This is a genomic window from Blastococcus sp. TF02A-30 (assembly GCF_003319185.1).
Taxonomy (GTDB): domain Bacteria; phylum Actinomycetota; class Actinomycetes; order Mycobacteriales; family Geodermatophilaceae; genus Blastococcus.
Genome location: NZ_QOHJ01000007.1, coordinates 107,771 through 122,430 on the forward strand (window position 1 = coordinate 107,771; position 14,660 = coordinate 122,430).

Sequence of the window (14,660 nt, forward strand, 5' to 3'; positions counted from 1 at the left end):
AGACCCTCTCTGGATCAGTGGAACCCAAGACTCGATCGACGCCGAGCCACCGACACCCGCTCGCGGTCACGCGACGCTCCCATCGACTGCAAGACACGGAGAGGTCGTCATGGGTCGAAGAGGCTGGGGAACCGTCCGCAAGCTTCCCTCTGGCCGCTACCAAGCCCGCTACACGGATGGCTCGGGAAACCAAGTCTCAGCGCCGTCCACATTCGCCACCAAAGCTGACGGCGATCGTTGGCTCGCAAGAGCGCAGACCGAGATGGACTCGGGCCGCTGGGCGGACCCGAAGGCGGGCAAGGAGACGCTCAAGGCCTACGCCGAACGCTGGGTCGAGACTCGCCTCGTCAGGGGCCGGCCGCTGGCCCCGCGCACCGCCGAGCTCTACCGGGCACAGCTCAAGAAGCACATCGTCCCAACCTTGGGAGCGACGCAACTTCGCCAACTGGAGACGTCCGCCGTCCGGGCCTGGTACGGCAAGCTAAGCGGCCCGAGCGGGCCAGGCCAGGTCACGGCGGCCAAGTGCTACCGGCTGCTGCGTGCCATCTGCACCACAGCCGTGGACGACAACCTCATGGCGCGGAACCCATGCTCCATCCGCGGGGCGGGGCAGGAACGTTCCAGTGAACGGCCGATGTTCACGGTCGCTCAGGTCCAGGCGCTGGTCGACGCGGTCGAGGATCGCTGGCGAGCGCTGATCCTCCTGGCCGCCTGGACGGGCCTCCGCATCGGCGAGCTGTCCGCACTGCGCCGCGAGCACCTCGATTTGAAGGCAGGCACCGTGAGCGTGACGAGCGCCGTCGTCGACGTCGTCGGACAGCAACGCTCCTACGGCCCACCCAAGTCCGCTGCCGGCCGCCGATCCGTCGCGATCCCGCCGCACATCATCGGCGATTTGCAGCACCACCTCGCCATGTACGCCCAGCCCGGCCCACACGGACTGGTCTTCGTGGGGCCGAAGGGTGGACTCATCCGGCGCAACAACTTCGCCTCGCGGGTGTGGGCTCCGGCAGCAGAAGCGGCCGGACTTCCGGCCGGCTCTCACCTGCACGACCTGCGCGGCTGGGGAGCGACCATCGCCGCCCGTCATGGAGCCACCACCAAGGAACTCATGCACCGTCTCGGGCACGCCTCGCCCGCCGCGGCGCTTCGGTACCAGCGCGCCGAACAGGACCGAGACGCCGCTCTCGCCGCCGCTATGAGCGCGGCCCTGAGGCGATCGGAAGGCGCGGCCTCGAACTAATCACGCGTTAGCGGTCGCGGCCAGGGTCACCAGCCAAGGCGACCAGCGCAATGTCATCGTCACCGGCATGCAGCGCCAGCGCGGTGGGTCGTCGGTGGTCTCGCTCCGATACCCGACGCTCGTCCTCGGGAACGAGAGGTTGATGCGACTGGATTAGGGGCACGCGTTCGGCCGGGCGGAGTCACCGCCCCGCCGAGGGGGAAGGAGTTCCACACGTGCTCTCAGACAGGTCCCGACCCGTGATCGAGACGACCCTGCCAGTCGTGGGGCAGAACATCGGCAAGATTGCCGAGCGGTTCTACCAGCACATGTTCGGCGAGCACCCGGAGCTGCTCGACGGATTGTTCAACCGCGGCAACCAGGCCGAGGGCACCCAGCAGCAGGCGCTCGCCGGCTCGGTCGCCGTCTTCGCCACCGCCCTCGTCAACCACCCCGACCGGCTGCCCGAGCAGTTGCTCTCACGCATCGCGCACAAGCACGCGTCGCTGGGGCTGCGCCCCGACCAGTACCAGGTGGTGCATGACAACCTCTTCTGGGCGATCGGCGACGTGCTCGGCGATGCCGTGACGCCGGAGGTCGCCGCCGCCTGGGACGAGGTGTACTGGCTGATGGCGTTCGCGCTGATCAACCAGGAGCGCGGGCTCTACAGCGCTCGTGGCGTGCGGCCTGAAACGGTCTGGCGCGACTGGCAGGTGATCGAGAAAGTCCGGGAAACGGCGGACGTCGTGCGGTTCACCGTCAAGCGGATCGACGACAGGTTGGTGAAGACCTCGCTGCCGGGCCAATACGTCACGGTGCGCATGCCGATGGACGACGGCGTTCGGCAGCCCCGCCAGTACAGCCTCACGCGGGCCGATGACGGCGAGCACCGCTCGTTCGCGGTGAAGCGGGTGCACGGCGGAGGCAAGCCCGACGGCGAGGTCTCGAACCTGCTGCATGACCGGGTCGACGTCGGCGACACGATCACCATGTCCCTGCCGTTCGGCGACGTCGTCCTCGACGACTCCCGCCCCGCCGTCTTCTGCAGCGCCGGCATCGGCATCACCCCGATGGCCGGCATGCTCTCCCACCTGGTCAACGCGAAGACCCATCTCGACATCACGCTGCTGCACGCAGACGTCGACGAACCCTCCTGGGCGTTGCGCCGCCAAGTCCTCGACGACGTCCGCGCTCTGCCCGACGGCACGGTCCACGTCTGGTTCGAGCGGGGTTCCGAGTGCAGCCTCCCGGTCGACGGCGTCCACGCCGGGACGATGGACCTCGCCGAGGTGGACCTGCCCGACGACGCCGTGTACTACCTGTGCGGCCCGCTGCCGTTCATGCAGGCGGTGCGCAGTGCGTTGGTCGATCGCGGCGTCGCCCCACGGGACATCCAGTACGAGGTGTTCGGTCCGGACCTGTGGCAGGCCGACGAAACCGCCTGACCAACTCACGGCGCCGGCGGCCGTCCCGGTCGCCGGCGCCCGGGCCCCCGGCGCTGGTCGTCAGACGGTCGACGACGCCGTCGCAGCGGGCCCCGGCGCCGAGTGCTCGGCTTCCCATCGGTCCATGTCGTCCCAGTCGCTGCCGTCCAGCGTCGCGAGGGCGGCGGGGAACAGGCCGTAGTCCTCCTTGTACATGTGCTCGTCGAGTTCGTGAAGCACATGTCGTACACCGTCGCGCCAGCGTTGCACCGCGGCCGTCGGCACGTCCTCCAGGTCGTCGACCGCGTCGTAGAGGTCAGCGTGCTCGCCCTCGAGCACGGCGACGTGCGCAGCGAGGTCCTCGGAGCGGCGGAGCATGGGGAAGAGCGAGCCTTCCTCCTTGGCGACGTGGGGGCCGAGGACGGCCAGCAGATCGCGGAAGTGGCTGTGGGCGCCCACGTCGTCCCCGGCCGCGAGGTGCCGCTGGATGTGGTCGCTGAGATCGCGCAGCCGGTCGTGCTCGTCCATCAGGCGAGCGACGGGCGTGAGATCGCGGCAGCCGCAGTGGTCGCACATGGGTACTCCTCGACCTGGGTGGGTGGTTCACTCCCTTCAAGGATCGTTGACCGGCCGGTCATTCCCCGTCACGGCGTGGCGCCGACGCCGTCCGGCGTCGTCAGCCGGCTCGCGATGCGCGCTCCCCCGACTGCATCCCCCACGCGGTGAAGCAGGCGGCGACCGCCGCGGTGATCGAGAGCAGCCACAGCCCCGGCTGGTAGTTGCCGATCCAGCCGTAGATGGCGCCCATGGCCAGGGGCGGGGCGAAGCCGCCCAGGCCGCCGGCGGCGCCGACGATGCCGGTCACCGCACCGACCTTGCCTGGTGGTGCGGCGATCGCCACCAGCGCGAACACCGCCCCGGAGGAGGCGCCGAGCGCCGCGGCCATCGCGAGGAAGGCGACGGTGCCCAGCGGTGCCAGTGGCTGCTCCAGCGCGGAGATCGCGGCGAACACGGTCACCACGATGAAGCACACCGTCAGCACGGGCACCGGGTGGAACCGGTCGGACAGGACACCGCCCAAGGGCCGCATGACCACCGCCAGGACGACGAAGCCGGCCGTTCGCAGCGCCGCGTCCCCCGCGTCGAGCTCGAAAGCGTCCCGCAGATAGGTCGGCAGGTAGACGCTGAAGGCGACGAAGCCGCCGAAACCCACCGCGTAGAGAAACGACAGCTGCAGAGTGATGGGGAGCCGAAAGGTCTCCCAGGTGCGCCGCAGCACGCTTCCGCCCGCCGGTGCCGGGCGGTCGGGGGCGTCGCGCAGCAGCAGCCACGACACGATGGCGTAGGCCGCCAGCAGGACCGCGACCAGCGTGAAGGGAAACTCCAGCCCGAAGCTGCGCCGGAGCTGCACGGTGCTGAAGGCCGAGATCGCGGTGCCGGCCATGCCGGCGCCGAAGATGCCGAGCGCGGTGCCGCGCTTGGCCGGCGGGAACCAGGCGTTGACCAGTGGGACGCCGATCGCGAACGTGGTGCCCCCGAGGCCGAGGACGAACCCGCCGAGCAGCATCATCGCGTAGGAGTCGCTGGCGATGTAGCCGATGAACAGCACCGGCAGGATGGTCAGCGCGCTGACCAGTGGAAACATCGCGCGGGCCCCGAAGCGGTCGGTGAGGGCGCCCACGGGGATGCGCCCCAGCGAGCCGACGATCACCGGCACCGCGACCAGCAGGGACTTCTCGAGGGCACTGAGCCCGAGCGCGTCGGTGTAGAAGGCGCCCAGCGGGCTGACCAGAGCCCACGCCCAGAAGTTGATCGTGAAGCCCACCGTCGCGATGGCGAGCATGATCCACGCCTGGCGCGGTACCGCCGTCGTCGCCGTGGTCTCCGGGACGGGTGCGCTGCTCATCGGCGACCACCTCCGACGCGCTCCCACCCCCGAGCCGTCGGCCGGTTGCCGAGCTGACGGTCACGACTGCGGTAGACGATGTAGGGCCGCGTGAAGTAGCCCAGCGGCGCACTGAACACGTGCACCAGGCGAGTGAACGGCCAGATGGCGAACAGCACCAGGGCCGACAGCGCGTGCAGCTGGAAGCCCAGGCCGGCCTCGGTCATCAGCTCCGGCTGCGGGTTGAAGTAGAAGATGCTCCGGAACCACGGGGAGACCGTCTCCCGGTAGTCGACGTGCTCGCCCTCCAGGCCGAGGACGCCGAGCACGGTGTTGCTCATCCCCAGCACGATCGTGACCGCAAGGACCGCGTACATGAGCTTGTCGTTGTTGGTCGTCGCGCTGAACACCGGGCCCACCGTTCGCCGGCGGTAGATGAGCACAGCCATCCCGACGACGGTGCCGATGCCGGCGATCGCGCCGACCCCGACGGCGAGGGCGTGGTACGCCTCTGGGGTGAGGCCCACCGCGTCGGTCCAGGACTTCGGGATACCGAGGCCCATGACGTGGCCGATGAGCACGAAGAGGATTCCGAAGTGGAACAGCGGGCTGGCCCAGCGCAGCAGCCTGCGCTCGTACAGCTGCGAGGACCGGGTGGTCCAGCCGAACTTGTCGTACCGGTAGCGCCAGATGTGCCCGCCGATGAAGATCGCGAGGCTCACGTAGGGCAGGACGACCCAGAGCAGGATCTCTGCAGTGTTCATCGGGGGGCTCCAGCGGGCTCTCCGGCGGCCGGCATGTACTCGGGCGGAGCGAACGCGGTCGTGCCGTAGGGATCCAGACCCACCTCCTCGGTGGGCGGCCCCTCCTGCGCGAGGCGGGCGATCGCCGCGCGGTCGGCCGCCTCGACGGGCGGCAGCGTGGCCGACACCGCCTGCAGGACCGCGGCCCAGGGAGACCGCCGCTCCTCCAGGGCGAGCCGGATGAGCTCCAGCCCGGCGCGGTGCTCGTGCAGCAGCCGCTCACCGCGCACGGCGTCCCCGGTCGCGGTGAACTCGAGGACGACCGCGAGGTGGTCGGGCAGCTCGCCGTCGGCGAGCTGGAGCCCGGCCCGGCCGTACAGGTGCTTGAACTGCAGCAGTGCCATGCCGCGCTTCCGGGTGTCCCCGTGCGCGTAGTAGGTCAGGTAGAGGCTGCACCGGCGCCGGAGGTCGAACGTCTCCACGTAGTCCGCTTGCAGGTCGGTGAGCGTCGTCGTCTCCAGGTGGTCGAGGAACCGCCCCAGCGGGCCCGACAGCTCGGCGGGCAGCGGAGCCGTGGCCGCGCGCAGCAACGGCAGCCGCCCGAGGAGTTCCTCGTCGGGGTAGCCCAGCAGCAGCGAGGCCGCCTGGCGGGCGGTGGCGAGCTGCTCCGGCGTCGCGCCGGACGACCGCCACGGCAGCCGGCTCACGGCTTCGGCTCCGTCACGCTCGGCGAGTCGGGGCCCACGCCGCCGCCGTCGCCCTTCGGTGGGAACAACCCCTCGGGTGCGCCCTTGCCGTCCCAGTTGAGCAGGTTGACCCGCTGGTTCTTGTCCGGTGGCGCGGACAGCGTGTCGGTCGTCTGCCGGGCGGCCAGCATGTGGAAGTTCTCCACCGCGATCGGCGTGGAGCCACCCGAGGTCTCCCCGAACGGACCCCAGCCGCCCATGCCGGGACCACCGTCGTAGTCCAGGGAGCAGCCGGTGTCGAACTCCTCCATCTCCGGCCCCTGCTCGGCGTGCGCCGTCGGGATCACGTAGCGCTCGTCGTACTTGGCGATCGCGAGCAGCCGGTGCATGTCCTGGATCTCCTGGCCGGTCATGCCGACGGCGGCGGCGATCGACTCGTCCGCGGGCCGGCCCAGGTTCAGGTCGCGCATGTAGGCCCGCATCGCCCCCAGCTTCTTGAGCACCCCGGTGACCAGGTTCGTGTCGCCTGCGGCGAACAGTTCGGCGAGGTACTCGACCGGGATCCGCAGCGACTCGATGGCGCCGAAGATGTTGCCGGCGTCCTCCCCGTCGTGACCGGTCTCGGTGAGGGCGTCGACGACCGGGGACAGCGGCGGGATGTACCAGACCATCGGCATGGTCCGGTACTCCGGGTGCAGCGGCAGCGCCACCTCGAACCTGGTGATGAGGGAGTAGATCGGCGAGCGCTGCGCGGACTCGATCCAGTCGCGCGAGATGCCGGCCTTCTCCGCGGCGCGGATGACCTCCGGGTCGTGCGGGTCGAGGATGATCGACCGCTGCGCCATGTAGAGGTCCTGCTCGTCCGGGGTGGACGCGGCCTCGAGGACGCGGTCGGCGTCGTACAGGATGATGCCGATGTAGCGCAGCCGTCCGACGCAGGTCTCCGAGCAGACGGTGGGGATGCCCACCTCCACGCGCGGGAAGCAGAACGTGCACTTCTCGGCCTTGCCGGTGCGGTGGTTGAAGTAGACCTTCTTGTACGGGCATCCGGTGACGCACTGGCGCCAGCCTCGGCAGCGGTCCTGGTCGACCAGGACGATGCCGTCCTCCTCGCGCTTGTAGATCGCGCCGGAGGGGCAGGACGCCGCACACGACGGGTTGATGCAGTGCTCGCAGATCCGCGGCAGGTAGAACATGTAGGTCTGCTCGAACTTCTCCTTGATCTCCGCCGAGATCTTCTGCAGGACAGGGTCCTGCTGGGTCAGTTCGGGCGCGCCGCCGAGGTTGTCGTCCCAGTTGGCGCTCCACTCGACCTTCATCGGCTCGTTGCTCAGCAGCGAGCGCGGCTGCGCCACGGGCGTGTGCTCCTGCACCGGCGCGTTCGTGAGGGTCTCGTAGTCGTACGTCCAGGGCTCGTAGTACTCCTGGATCGATGGCAGCTTGGGGCTGGAGAAGATCTGCAGCAGACGCTTGAGCCGGCTGCCGGTGCGCAGTGTCAGCTTGCCGTTGCGGCCGACCACCCAGCCGCCCTTCCACTTCTCCTGGTCCTCGTAGGTGCGCGGGTAGCCCTGGCCCGGCCGGGTCTCGACGTTGTTGAACCAGACGTATTCGACGCCGGTCCGGTTAGTCCATGCCTGCTTGCAGGTGACCGAGCAGGTGTGGCACCCGATGCACTTGTCGAGGTTCATGACCATGCCCATTTGCGCCATGACGCGCATATCAGTACTGCACCTCCTGGCTGCGGCGGCGGATCACGGTGACCTCGTCGCGCTGGTTCCCGGTGGGGCCCAGGTAGTTGAAGGCGAAGGACAGCTGCGCGTAGCCGCCGATCAGGTGGGTGGGCTTGAGGAAGAGGCGCGTCCCGGAGTTGTGGATGCCGCCACGCCTGCCCGTCGTCTCCGATCTCGGGACGTCGATCAGCCGGTCCTGGGCGTGGTACATGTACACCGTCCCCTCGGGCATCCGCTGGGAGACGATGGCTCGGGCCACGATCACGCCGTTGCGGTTGACCGCCTCGATCCAGTCGTTGTCCGTCACGCCGACCTTCGCCGCGTCCTGGGTGCTCATCCAGATGGTGGGCCCGCCGCGCGACAGCGAGAGCATAAACAGGTTGTCCTGGTACTCCGAGTGGATGGACCACTTGTTGTGCGGCGTCAGGTAGCGGACCGAGATGCCCAGCTCGGTGATCTCGCCGACCTGCGGCTCCCCGTAGAGCGCCGTCATGTCCAGCGGTGGCCGGAAGACCGGGAGGTTCTCGCCGGCGTCGGTCATCCAGTCGTGGTCGAGGAAGAAGTGCTGCCGGCCGGTCAGCGTGTGCCAGGGCTTGAGCCGTTCGACGTTGATGGTGAACGGCGAGTAGCGCCGGCCGCCGGTCTCGCTGCCCGACCATTCCGGTGACGTGATGACCGGGGTAGGCCGCGCCTGCGTGTCGGCGAAGGTGATCAGCTTGCCCTCGTGCTCGGCGGCGAGGTCGGCCATCCGGGTGCCGGTGCGCTCCTCGGCGTTGTGGAACCCCTGGGTGGCGAGCCGGCCGTTCGTCGTTCCCGACAGCGCCAGGATGGCCTCGCACCAGTGGACGTCGCGGGCCAGCGCCGGCTGCCCGGCGGCCACGCCGTCGCGCACCACCCCGTTCTTGTGCCGGAGGTACTCCGCCTCCTTGTCCGGCTTGGTGGTGACGCCCTTGACCTGCAGACCCAGCTCCTCGACCAGCGGGCCGAGGGCCGCCCACTTCTGCGCGATCGCGCCGTAGTCGCGTTCCTGGACGGTGATCTTCGGCATCGTCTTGCCGGGGATCGGGTCGACCTCGCCAGCCTTCCAGTCACGGACGACACCGCGCGGGTTGGCCGTCTCGTCGGGGGTGTCGTGCAGCAGCGGCAGCGCCATGAGGTCCTTGCGGACGCCGAGGTGCGTCGCGGCCAGCCGGCTGAACTGACGCGCGATCGTGCCGAACGCGTCGAAGTCGGTGCGGGTCTCCCACGGTGGGGCGATCGCCGGGTTGAACGAGTGCACGTACGGGTGCATGTCGGTGGTGTTGAGGTCGTGCTTCTCGTACCAGGTCGCCGCGGGCAGCGTGATGTCCGAGTACACCGTGGTGCTGGTCATGCGGAAGTCCAGCGCCAGCAGCAGGTCGAGCTTCCCGCGGGGGGCTTCGTCCCGCCAGACCAGGTCCTTGGGCCGCGCGTCGGGGGCGGCCTCGGTGGCCCGAAGGTTGGAGTCGGTCCCCAGCAGGTGCTCGAGGAAGTACTCGTTGCCCTTCGCCGACGAGCCGAGGAGGTTCGCCCGCCAGACGGTGAGGACGCGCGGGAAGTTCTCCGGGGCGTCGGGGTCCTCGCAGGCGAACCGCAGCCGCCCCGCCTGCAGTTCGTCGACGACGTGCTGCCCCGGTTCCTTCCCGGCCGCCGCCGCCTCGTCGGCCAGGTCGAGGGGGTTGCGGTCGAAGGTCGGGTAGCTCGGCATCCAGCCCATGCGGGCGGACTCGGCGAGCACGTCGGCGGGTGCCTTGCCGGCGAACCGGCCGCCGCCCAGCGGTGACCCGAACGAGTCCAGCGTCGTCCGGTCGTAGCGCCACTGGTCGGTGTGCAGGTACCAGTACGCGGTCTGGATCATCTGCCGCGGCGGCCGGGCCCAGTCCAGCGCCGACGCCAGGGTCATCCACCCCGTGACCGGCCGGCACTTCTCCTGTCCCACGTAGTGCGCCCAGCCGCCGCCATTGACGCCCTGGCAGCCGGTGAGCGTGGTCAGGGTCAGGAAGGCGCGGTAGATCGTGTCGGAGTGGTACCAGTGGTTGGTCCCGGCACCCATGATGATCATCGACCGGCCGCCGGAGTCCTCGGCGTTCTGCGCGAACTCGCGGCCGATCTTGGCGGCCGCGGCGGCCGGGACACCGGTGAACTGCTCCTGCCACGCGGGCGTGTACGGCTGGGTCGCGTCGTCCGGCCCTGCGGGCCACTCCCCCGGCATGCCCGGCCGGGCAACGCCGAACTGCGCGAGCAGCAGGTCGTACACGGTGGTGACGAGATGCTTGCCGATCCGTCGCACCGGGACGCCGCGTCGCATGGCCGCGCCGGTGCCGCCCGGGGTGTCGAAGCGGGCCAGGTCGACGGGCGCGGTCTCGGCGCCGTCGGCGTAGAGGCTCAGGCGTGGATCGACGTCACCCAGGTCGAGATTCCACCGGCCCTTGCCGGCGTCGGTGAACCGGTCGCCGAGCGTGCCGTTCGGCACGTGCGGCGCGTCGGTGCGGGAGTCGATGAGCACGGTCTTGAAGTCCGCGCCCTCTCCGACCTCCCCCAGGTCCGCGGCGGTGAGAAACTTGCCCGGCACGTAGCCGTCCCCGCGCGGCGTCAGGGTGAGCAGGAACGGGAGGTCGGTGTAGCGCTTCGTGTACTCCTGGAAGCGTGGGACCTGCCGGTCGACGAAGAACTCCCTGAGGACGACGTGGCCCATCGCCATGGCCAGCGCGCCGTCGGTGCCGGGGTGCGGGGCGAGCCAGTCGTCGGCGAACTTGGTCGCGTCGGAGTAGTCCGGGCTCATCACGACGACCTTCTGGCCGCGGTAGCGCGCCTCGGTCATCCAGTGCGCGTCCGGCGTCCGGGTGACCGGCACGTTGGAGCCCCACAGGATCAGGTAGCTCGCGTCCCACCAGTCGCCGGACTCCGGAACGTCGGTCTGGTCGCCGAACACCTGCGGCGAAGCCACGGGCAGGTCGGCGTACCAGTCGTAGAACGACAGCATCGGCGCGCCGATCAGCGACATGAAGCGGGCCCCGGCGGCGTGCGACACCATCGACATCGCCGGGATCGGCGAGAAGCCGGCGATCCGGTCGGGCCCGTACTTCTTGATCGTGTGCACGTGGGCGGCGGCGATCATCTCGGTCGCCTCGTCCCACGACGCGCGCACCAGCCCGCCCTTGCCTCGCTGCGACTTGTAGGTGCGCGCCTTCACCGGGTCGCCGACGACGTCGGCCCACGCCAGCACCGGGTCACCGAGCCGCTGGCGGGCCTCCCGGTACATCTGCAGCAGCGAGCCGCGGACGTAGGGGTAGCGCACCCGGGTCGGCGAGTAGGTGTACCAGGAGAACGCGGCACCCCGGGGGCAGCCGCGGGGCTCGTACTCCGGCCGGTCGGGCCCGGTGGAGGGGTAGTCGGTCTGCTGCGCCTCCCAGGTGATGATCCCGTCCTTGACGTAGACCTTCCACGAGCAGGAGCCCGTGCAGTTCACCCCGTGCGTGGAACGGACGACCTTGTCGTGGCTCCAGCGGTCCCGGTAGAAGCTGTCGGCGTCGCGCCCACCGATCTGGTGGAGGGAGCGCATGTCGGCGCTCACCTCGCCCTTGCGGAAGTACTTCGAGGTCTTGACGAGGGCTTCGGAGAGCCCGCTGTCGAAGCCCGCGTCCTGCCGGCTGCCCTCAGGTGCGAGAGTCACGGCTCTCCTTCTCGCTCGCTCGTGTCCATGGCGGTCCTCGTGGTGGCGCGCCGCACTCCCATCCCAGCGGCTCGGGGAGGAAAGCGCATCCCGAGGACCGGTTCCCGTCCGGCGCGATGAGGACGCCGGACCGGGCGGGTTCAGGCCCGGCTCGGGTACCCGCCGACCAGCTCGGTGTCGGCCCCGACCGACCCTGTCCTCGCGGCACCACCGGGGGAACCCAGTGCGGCGTCGCGACCCGGCAGCGGCTCGGCGAAGAAGCGGGCGTTGTCGGCGGTGAAGACCGACCACTTCGCCGGGACGTCGTCCTCGTAATAGATCGCCTCCACCGGACAGACCGGCTCGCACGCCCCGCAGTCGACGCATTCGTCGGGGTGGATGTAGAGCGCGCGTTCGCCCTCGTAGATGCAGTCGACCGGGCACTCGTCGACACACGCTCGATCGAGTACGTCGATGCACGGTTCCGCGATCACGTAGGTCATCCGACGCTTCCTCCGCATCCCCAGGCGTGGCCGTCGGTTCGGAGCGTAGCGACGCTCTTTATCGACCGCTCGGCGAATCGCCACGGGTGTCGTCGGAGGCGGGACGGCTCCTGGAGATCTCGGCCACGCACCGCTCCGGGGTGACGAACGGCTGGAGTGCGGCCGAGGCGGCGACCTCCGGCATGCCCATGCGGGCGAGGGCTCCGCGCATCAGCCCGAGGTGCACCGCGCACACCACCTGAGGGTGGGCCCGCGCCACGTCGCGGAACGGGCACCGGTCCAGGGCGATCCGGAGCCGGCCGGGATCGGCGTCGGCCCGACGCGGTGCGAAGCCCAGCCTGCCGAACAGCTCGTCGAGGCCTGCCGCGGCCTGCTCCCACGAGTGCGCTGCGCCCGCGGGCACCTCGCCCTCGGCCCACTGCCGGCCGGCCTTCTCAGCCCGACGCCGCCCCTTCTCGCCTCCGGCGTCGAGGGCGCCGGCGAGCACCTCGGCGAGCTGGCGGTGCCCTTCACCGGCGGCCCCGCCGGTGAGCGACGCGTAGACGTACCGCGGCCGGCCCGGGCCGACGGGCTCCTCCAGCGCCCGGACGACCAGCCCCGCGGCCTCCAGCACCCGCAGGTGCGTCCGCGCCGTCGTCACGTGCAGACCCGTGGCGGCTGCCAGCTCTCCCACCGCAGCGGGGCGGCCGGCCGACCGGAGCGCCTCGAGGAGCTGCCGCCGCGACCGGACGGCGAGCGCCGCGTGCCGCCGCTCGTCGGCGTCGTCGGCGACGACCGCGGGAAGGCAGTCCGGCATGGCGGAATTTTGCTCCCGTACGTCGAGATCTGCCCGACGGCACCGTCGGTCCGACGACGGAGTGCATCTCGACGACGGAGCACGCCCGGACGACCGGTGACCCGACGCGCCGGGGACCTGTTTTTATTACGGCGGCTGCTGTAAGAAATGACTCGTCAGCACTCTCCACACCGCCAGGAGGCTTCCGTGACCATCACCTTCGACGAGGCCGCCACAGCCGTCGAGAACCATCATGAGGACCTGCGCGACCGGCTGGTCTGGCGGACGGAGGCGCTGATCTGCGCAGTGGCCGACCGCCGGCCGTACGAGTCGGCGTACCAGGACCTCGTCGAGTTCCTGGACGACGAACTGCTGCCGCACATGGAGGTCGAGGCGGGCCTGCTGTTCACCGCCGGGGGGAACGCCACCACCGCCCTGCTGATCGCGGCGATGCAGGAGGAACACCGGATGATGACCACCCTGGTGCGCGAGATCGAGCGCGCGAGCAACGCCATGGATCTGGCCATCGCCACGGGATCACTGGTCGTGCTGTTCGACGTGTGCGCCCATCAGGAGGACAGGTATCTCGTGCCCGCACTCACCGAGGCCGGCGTCGATCTGGGCACGCTCGTCGAGAACGCTCCGGAGATCGTCGGGGCGATCTCGGAGGCATAGCGAGTCCCGGGCCCCGACCCGCACGGAAAACTCCTCCGCGCGGGTCCGGACTGACCCTGTCGGCCGGGTGGCCGACCGGCCAGGGGGTCAGGGAGCGACCACGTGCGGCGGAAGCTCCGCTGCCCGACCGAGCTCGGCCTTGGCGATCGAGCGCAGGTGCACCTCGTCCGGGCCGTCGAAGATGTGCATGGCCCGGTGCCACGCGTACATCGCGGCGAGTGGCGTGACGTCGGTGACGCCGGCGCCCCCGTGCACCTGGATCGCCCGGTCGATGACCCGCGTGGCGGCGCGGGGAACGGCCACCTTTGCCATGGCGACCAGGTGGCGGGCCGCCTTGTTGCCCTGCGTGTCGATGACATGGCAGGCGTGATGGCATAGCAACCGGGCCTGGTCGAGCTCCAGCCTCGACTCGGCGATCTGCTGCTGGACGACCCCCTGCTCCGACAGGTGCTTCCCGAAGGCCACGCGTTCCTTCGCCCGGCTGACCAGCAGCGCCAGCGCCCTCTCCGCGGCGCCGAGGGCGCGCATGCAGTGGTGGATCCGACCGGGACCCAGGCGCGCCTGCGCGGCCGCGAAGCCCCCACCCTCCTCGCCGATCACGTTCGCGACCGGCACGCGCACGTGGGAGAACACCACTTCGGCATGGCCGTGCTGGTCGTGCTGCCCGAGGACGGGGTAGTCCCGGACGACCGTGACGCCGGCAGTGTCGCGCGGCACGAGCACCATCGTCTGCTGCGCGTGCGGTGGTGCACCCGGGTCGGTCTTGCCCATCACGACGAAGAAGGCGCAGCGGGGGTCCATCGCGCCGCTGGTCCACCACTTGCGACCGTTGATGACGTACTCGTTCCCGTCGCGCTCGATCCGCGTGGCGATGTTCGTCGCGTCGCTGCTGGCGACGTCCGGCTCGGTCATCGCGAACGCTGACCGGATCTCCCCGGCCAACAGCGGCTCAAGCCACGTCCGCTTCTGCTCCTCCGTGCCGAGCAGGTGCAGCAGTTCCATGTTGCCGGTGTCGGGCGCGGCGCAGTTGATCGCCTCGGGGGCCAGCTCTCCGCTCCACCCCGACAGCTCCGCGATCGGCGCGTACTCCAGTTGCGTGAGACCCGACTCGGCGGGCAGAAAGAGGTTCCACAGCCCTCGGGCGCGGGCTCGACGCTTCAGCGCCTCGATGACGGGCGGAACGTCGTGGCCGCCCCTCCGCCGGAAGGCCAGATACTCGGTCTCCGCGGGCAGCACCTGCTCCCGCATGAACGTGACCATGGCCTCGCGCAGCTCCTGGGCGCGTGGCGACGGCGCGGGCAGGTCGTACTCCGACATGGAACCTCCTCATCGCAGGTGGTGCGGCAG

12 protein-coding genes are annotated in these 14,660 nt (G+C 70.2%); 3 read left to right on the top strand and 9 right to left on the bottom strand.

Annotation, left to right across the window (positions count from 1 at the left end; genetic code table 11):
- The first annotated feature begins 262 nt into the window (after positions 1-262).
- Positions 263-1,243, top strand: a complete 981-nt coding sequence (gene xerC / locus DQ241_RS16575; protein WP_233492507.1) for a tyrosine recombinase XerC — start codon at positions 263-265, stop codon at positions 1,241-1,243.
- Between the two features lie 239 nt (positions 1,244-1,482).
- Positions 1,483-2,667 carry a globin domain-containing protein gene (locus tag DQ241_RS16580; RefSeq protein ID WP_233492508.1) on the top strand — a complete coding sequence of 395 codons (1,185 nt, stop codon included), beginning with the start codon at positions 1,483-1,485 and terminating at the stop codon, positions 2,665-2,667.
- A gap of 60 nt (positions 2,668-2,727) precedes the next feature.
- On the opposite strand, the gene DQ241_RS16585 is transcribed toward DQ241_RS16580, so the two are convergent.
- The 8 genes from DQ241_RS16585 to DQ241_RS16620 form a co-directional block, all read right to left on the bottom strand.
- Positions 2,728-3,222 (bottom strand): hemerythrin domain-containing protein, encoded by a 495-nt coding sequence (locus DQ241_RS16585; protein ID WP_113831315.1) that lies wholly within the window; start codon positions 3,220-3,222, stop codon positions 2,728-2,730.
- 100 nt (positions 3,223-3,322) lie between these two features.
- Positions 3,323-4,552 carry a nitrate/nitrite transporter gene (locus DQ241_RS16590; protein ID WP_113831316.1) on the bottom strand — a complete coding sequence of 410 codons (1,230 nt, stop codon included), beginning with the start codon at positions 4,550-4,552 and terminating at the stop codon, positions 3,323-3,325.
- Complete coding sequence (narI, locus tag DQ241_RS16595) at positions 4,549-5,295, bottom strand: respiratory nitrate reductase subunit gamma (RefSeq protein WP_113831317.1); 747 nt, start codon at positions 5,293-5,295, stop codon at positions 4,549-4,551. Before narI ends, DQ241_RS16590 begins: the two co-directional genes overlap by 4 nt.
- A complete protein-coding gene (gene narJ / locus DQ241_RS16600) occupies positions 5,292-5,981 on the bottom strand; it encodes a nitrate reductase molybdenum cofactor assembly chaperone (protein ID WP_113831318.1) in 690 nt (229 codons plus the stop codon). The genes narI and narJ overlap by 4 nt, the downstream gene beginning before the upstream one ends.
- Positions 5,978-7,678 (bottom strand): nitrate reductase subunit beta, encoded by a 1,701-nt coding sequence (gene narH / locus DQ241_RS16605; RefSeq protein WP_113831319.1) that lies wholly within the window; start codon positions 7,676-7,678, stop codon positions 5,978-5,980. Before narH ends, narJ begins: the two co-directional genes overlap by 4 nt.
- A gap of 1 nt (position 7,679) precedes the next feature.
- Positions 7,680-11,381, bottom strand: coding sequence for a nitrate reductase subunit alpha (locus tag DQ241_RS16610; RefSeq protein WP_113831320.1), 3,702 nt, complete (start codon positions 11,379-11,381; stop codon positions 7,680-7,682).
- Between the two features lie 140 nt (positions 11,382-11,521).
- The gene (fdxA, locus tag DQ241_RS16615; protein ID WP_113831321.1) at positions 11,522-11,863 is read right to left on the bottom strand and encodes a ferredoxin; all 342 of its coding nucleotides are present in this window, start codon (positions 11,861-11,863) and stop codon (positions 11,522-11,524) included.
- Positions 11,864-11,921: 58 nt separating this feature from the next.
- The gene (locus DQ241_RS16620) at positions 11,922-12,659 is read right to left on the bottom strand and encodes a metalloregulator ArsR/SmtB family transcription factor (protein WP_113831322.1); all 738 of its coding nucleotides are present in this window, start codon (positions 12,657-12,659) and stop codon (positions 11,922-11,924) included.
- Between the two features lie 186 nt (positions 12,660-12,845).
- Here DQ241_RS16620 and DQ241_RS16625 point away from each other — a divergent pair, with 186 nt between their 5' ends.
- Positions 12,846-13,313 (top strand): hypothetical protein, encoded by a 468-nt coding sequence (locus DQ241_RS16625; protein ID WP_113831323.1) that lies wholly within the window; start codon positions 12,846-12,848, stop codon positions 13,311-13,313.
- An 87-nt stretch (positions 13,314-13,400) separates the two neighbouring features.
- Here DQ241_RS16625 and DQ241_RS16630 read toward each other — a convergent pair whose 3' ends face one another.
- Positions 13,401-14,630: an acyl-CoA dehydrogenase family protein gene (locus DQ241_RS16630; protein WP_113831324.1), complete on the bottom strand. Its 1,230-nt coding sequence runs from the start codon at positions 14,628-14,630 to the stop codon at positions 13,401-13,403.
- Positions 14,631-14,660: the final 30 nt, after the last annotated feature.

Coding starts and splice junctions, on each gene's coding strand:
- narH (WP_113831319.1), bottom strand. CDS start 7,678: ATGCGCGTCATGGCGCAAATGGGCATGGTCATGAACCTCGACAAGTGC.
- xerC (WP_233492507.1), top strand. CDS start 263: ATGGACTCGGGCCGCTGGGCGGACCCGAAGGCGGGCAAGGAGACGCTC.
- DQ241_RS16590 (WP_113831316.1), bottom strand. CDS start 4,552: ATGAGCAGCGCACCCGTCCCGGAGACCACGGCGACGACGGCGGTACCG.
- narI (WP_113831317.1), bottom strand. CDS start 5,295: ATGAACACTGCAGAGATCCTGCTCTGGGTCGTCCTGCCCTACGTGAGC.
- DQ241_RS16630 (WP_113831324.1), bottom strand. CDS start 14,630: ATGTCGGAGTACGACCTGCCCGCGCCGTCGCCACGCGCCCAGGAGCTG.
- DQ241_RS16585 (WP_113831315.1), bottom strand. CDS start 3,222: ATGTGCGACCACTGCGGCTGCCGCGATCTCACGCCCGTCGCTCGCCTG.
- fdxA (WP_113831321.1), bottom strand. CDS start 11,863: ATGACCTACGTGATCGCGGAACCGTGCATCGACGTACTCGATCGAGCG.
- DQ241_RS16620 (WP_113831322.1), bottom strand. CDS start 12,659: ATGCCGGACTGCCTTCCCGCGGTCGTCGCCGACGACGCCGACGAGCGG.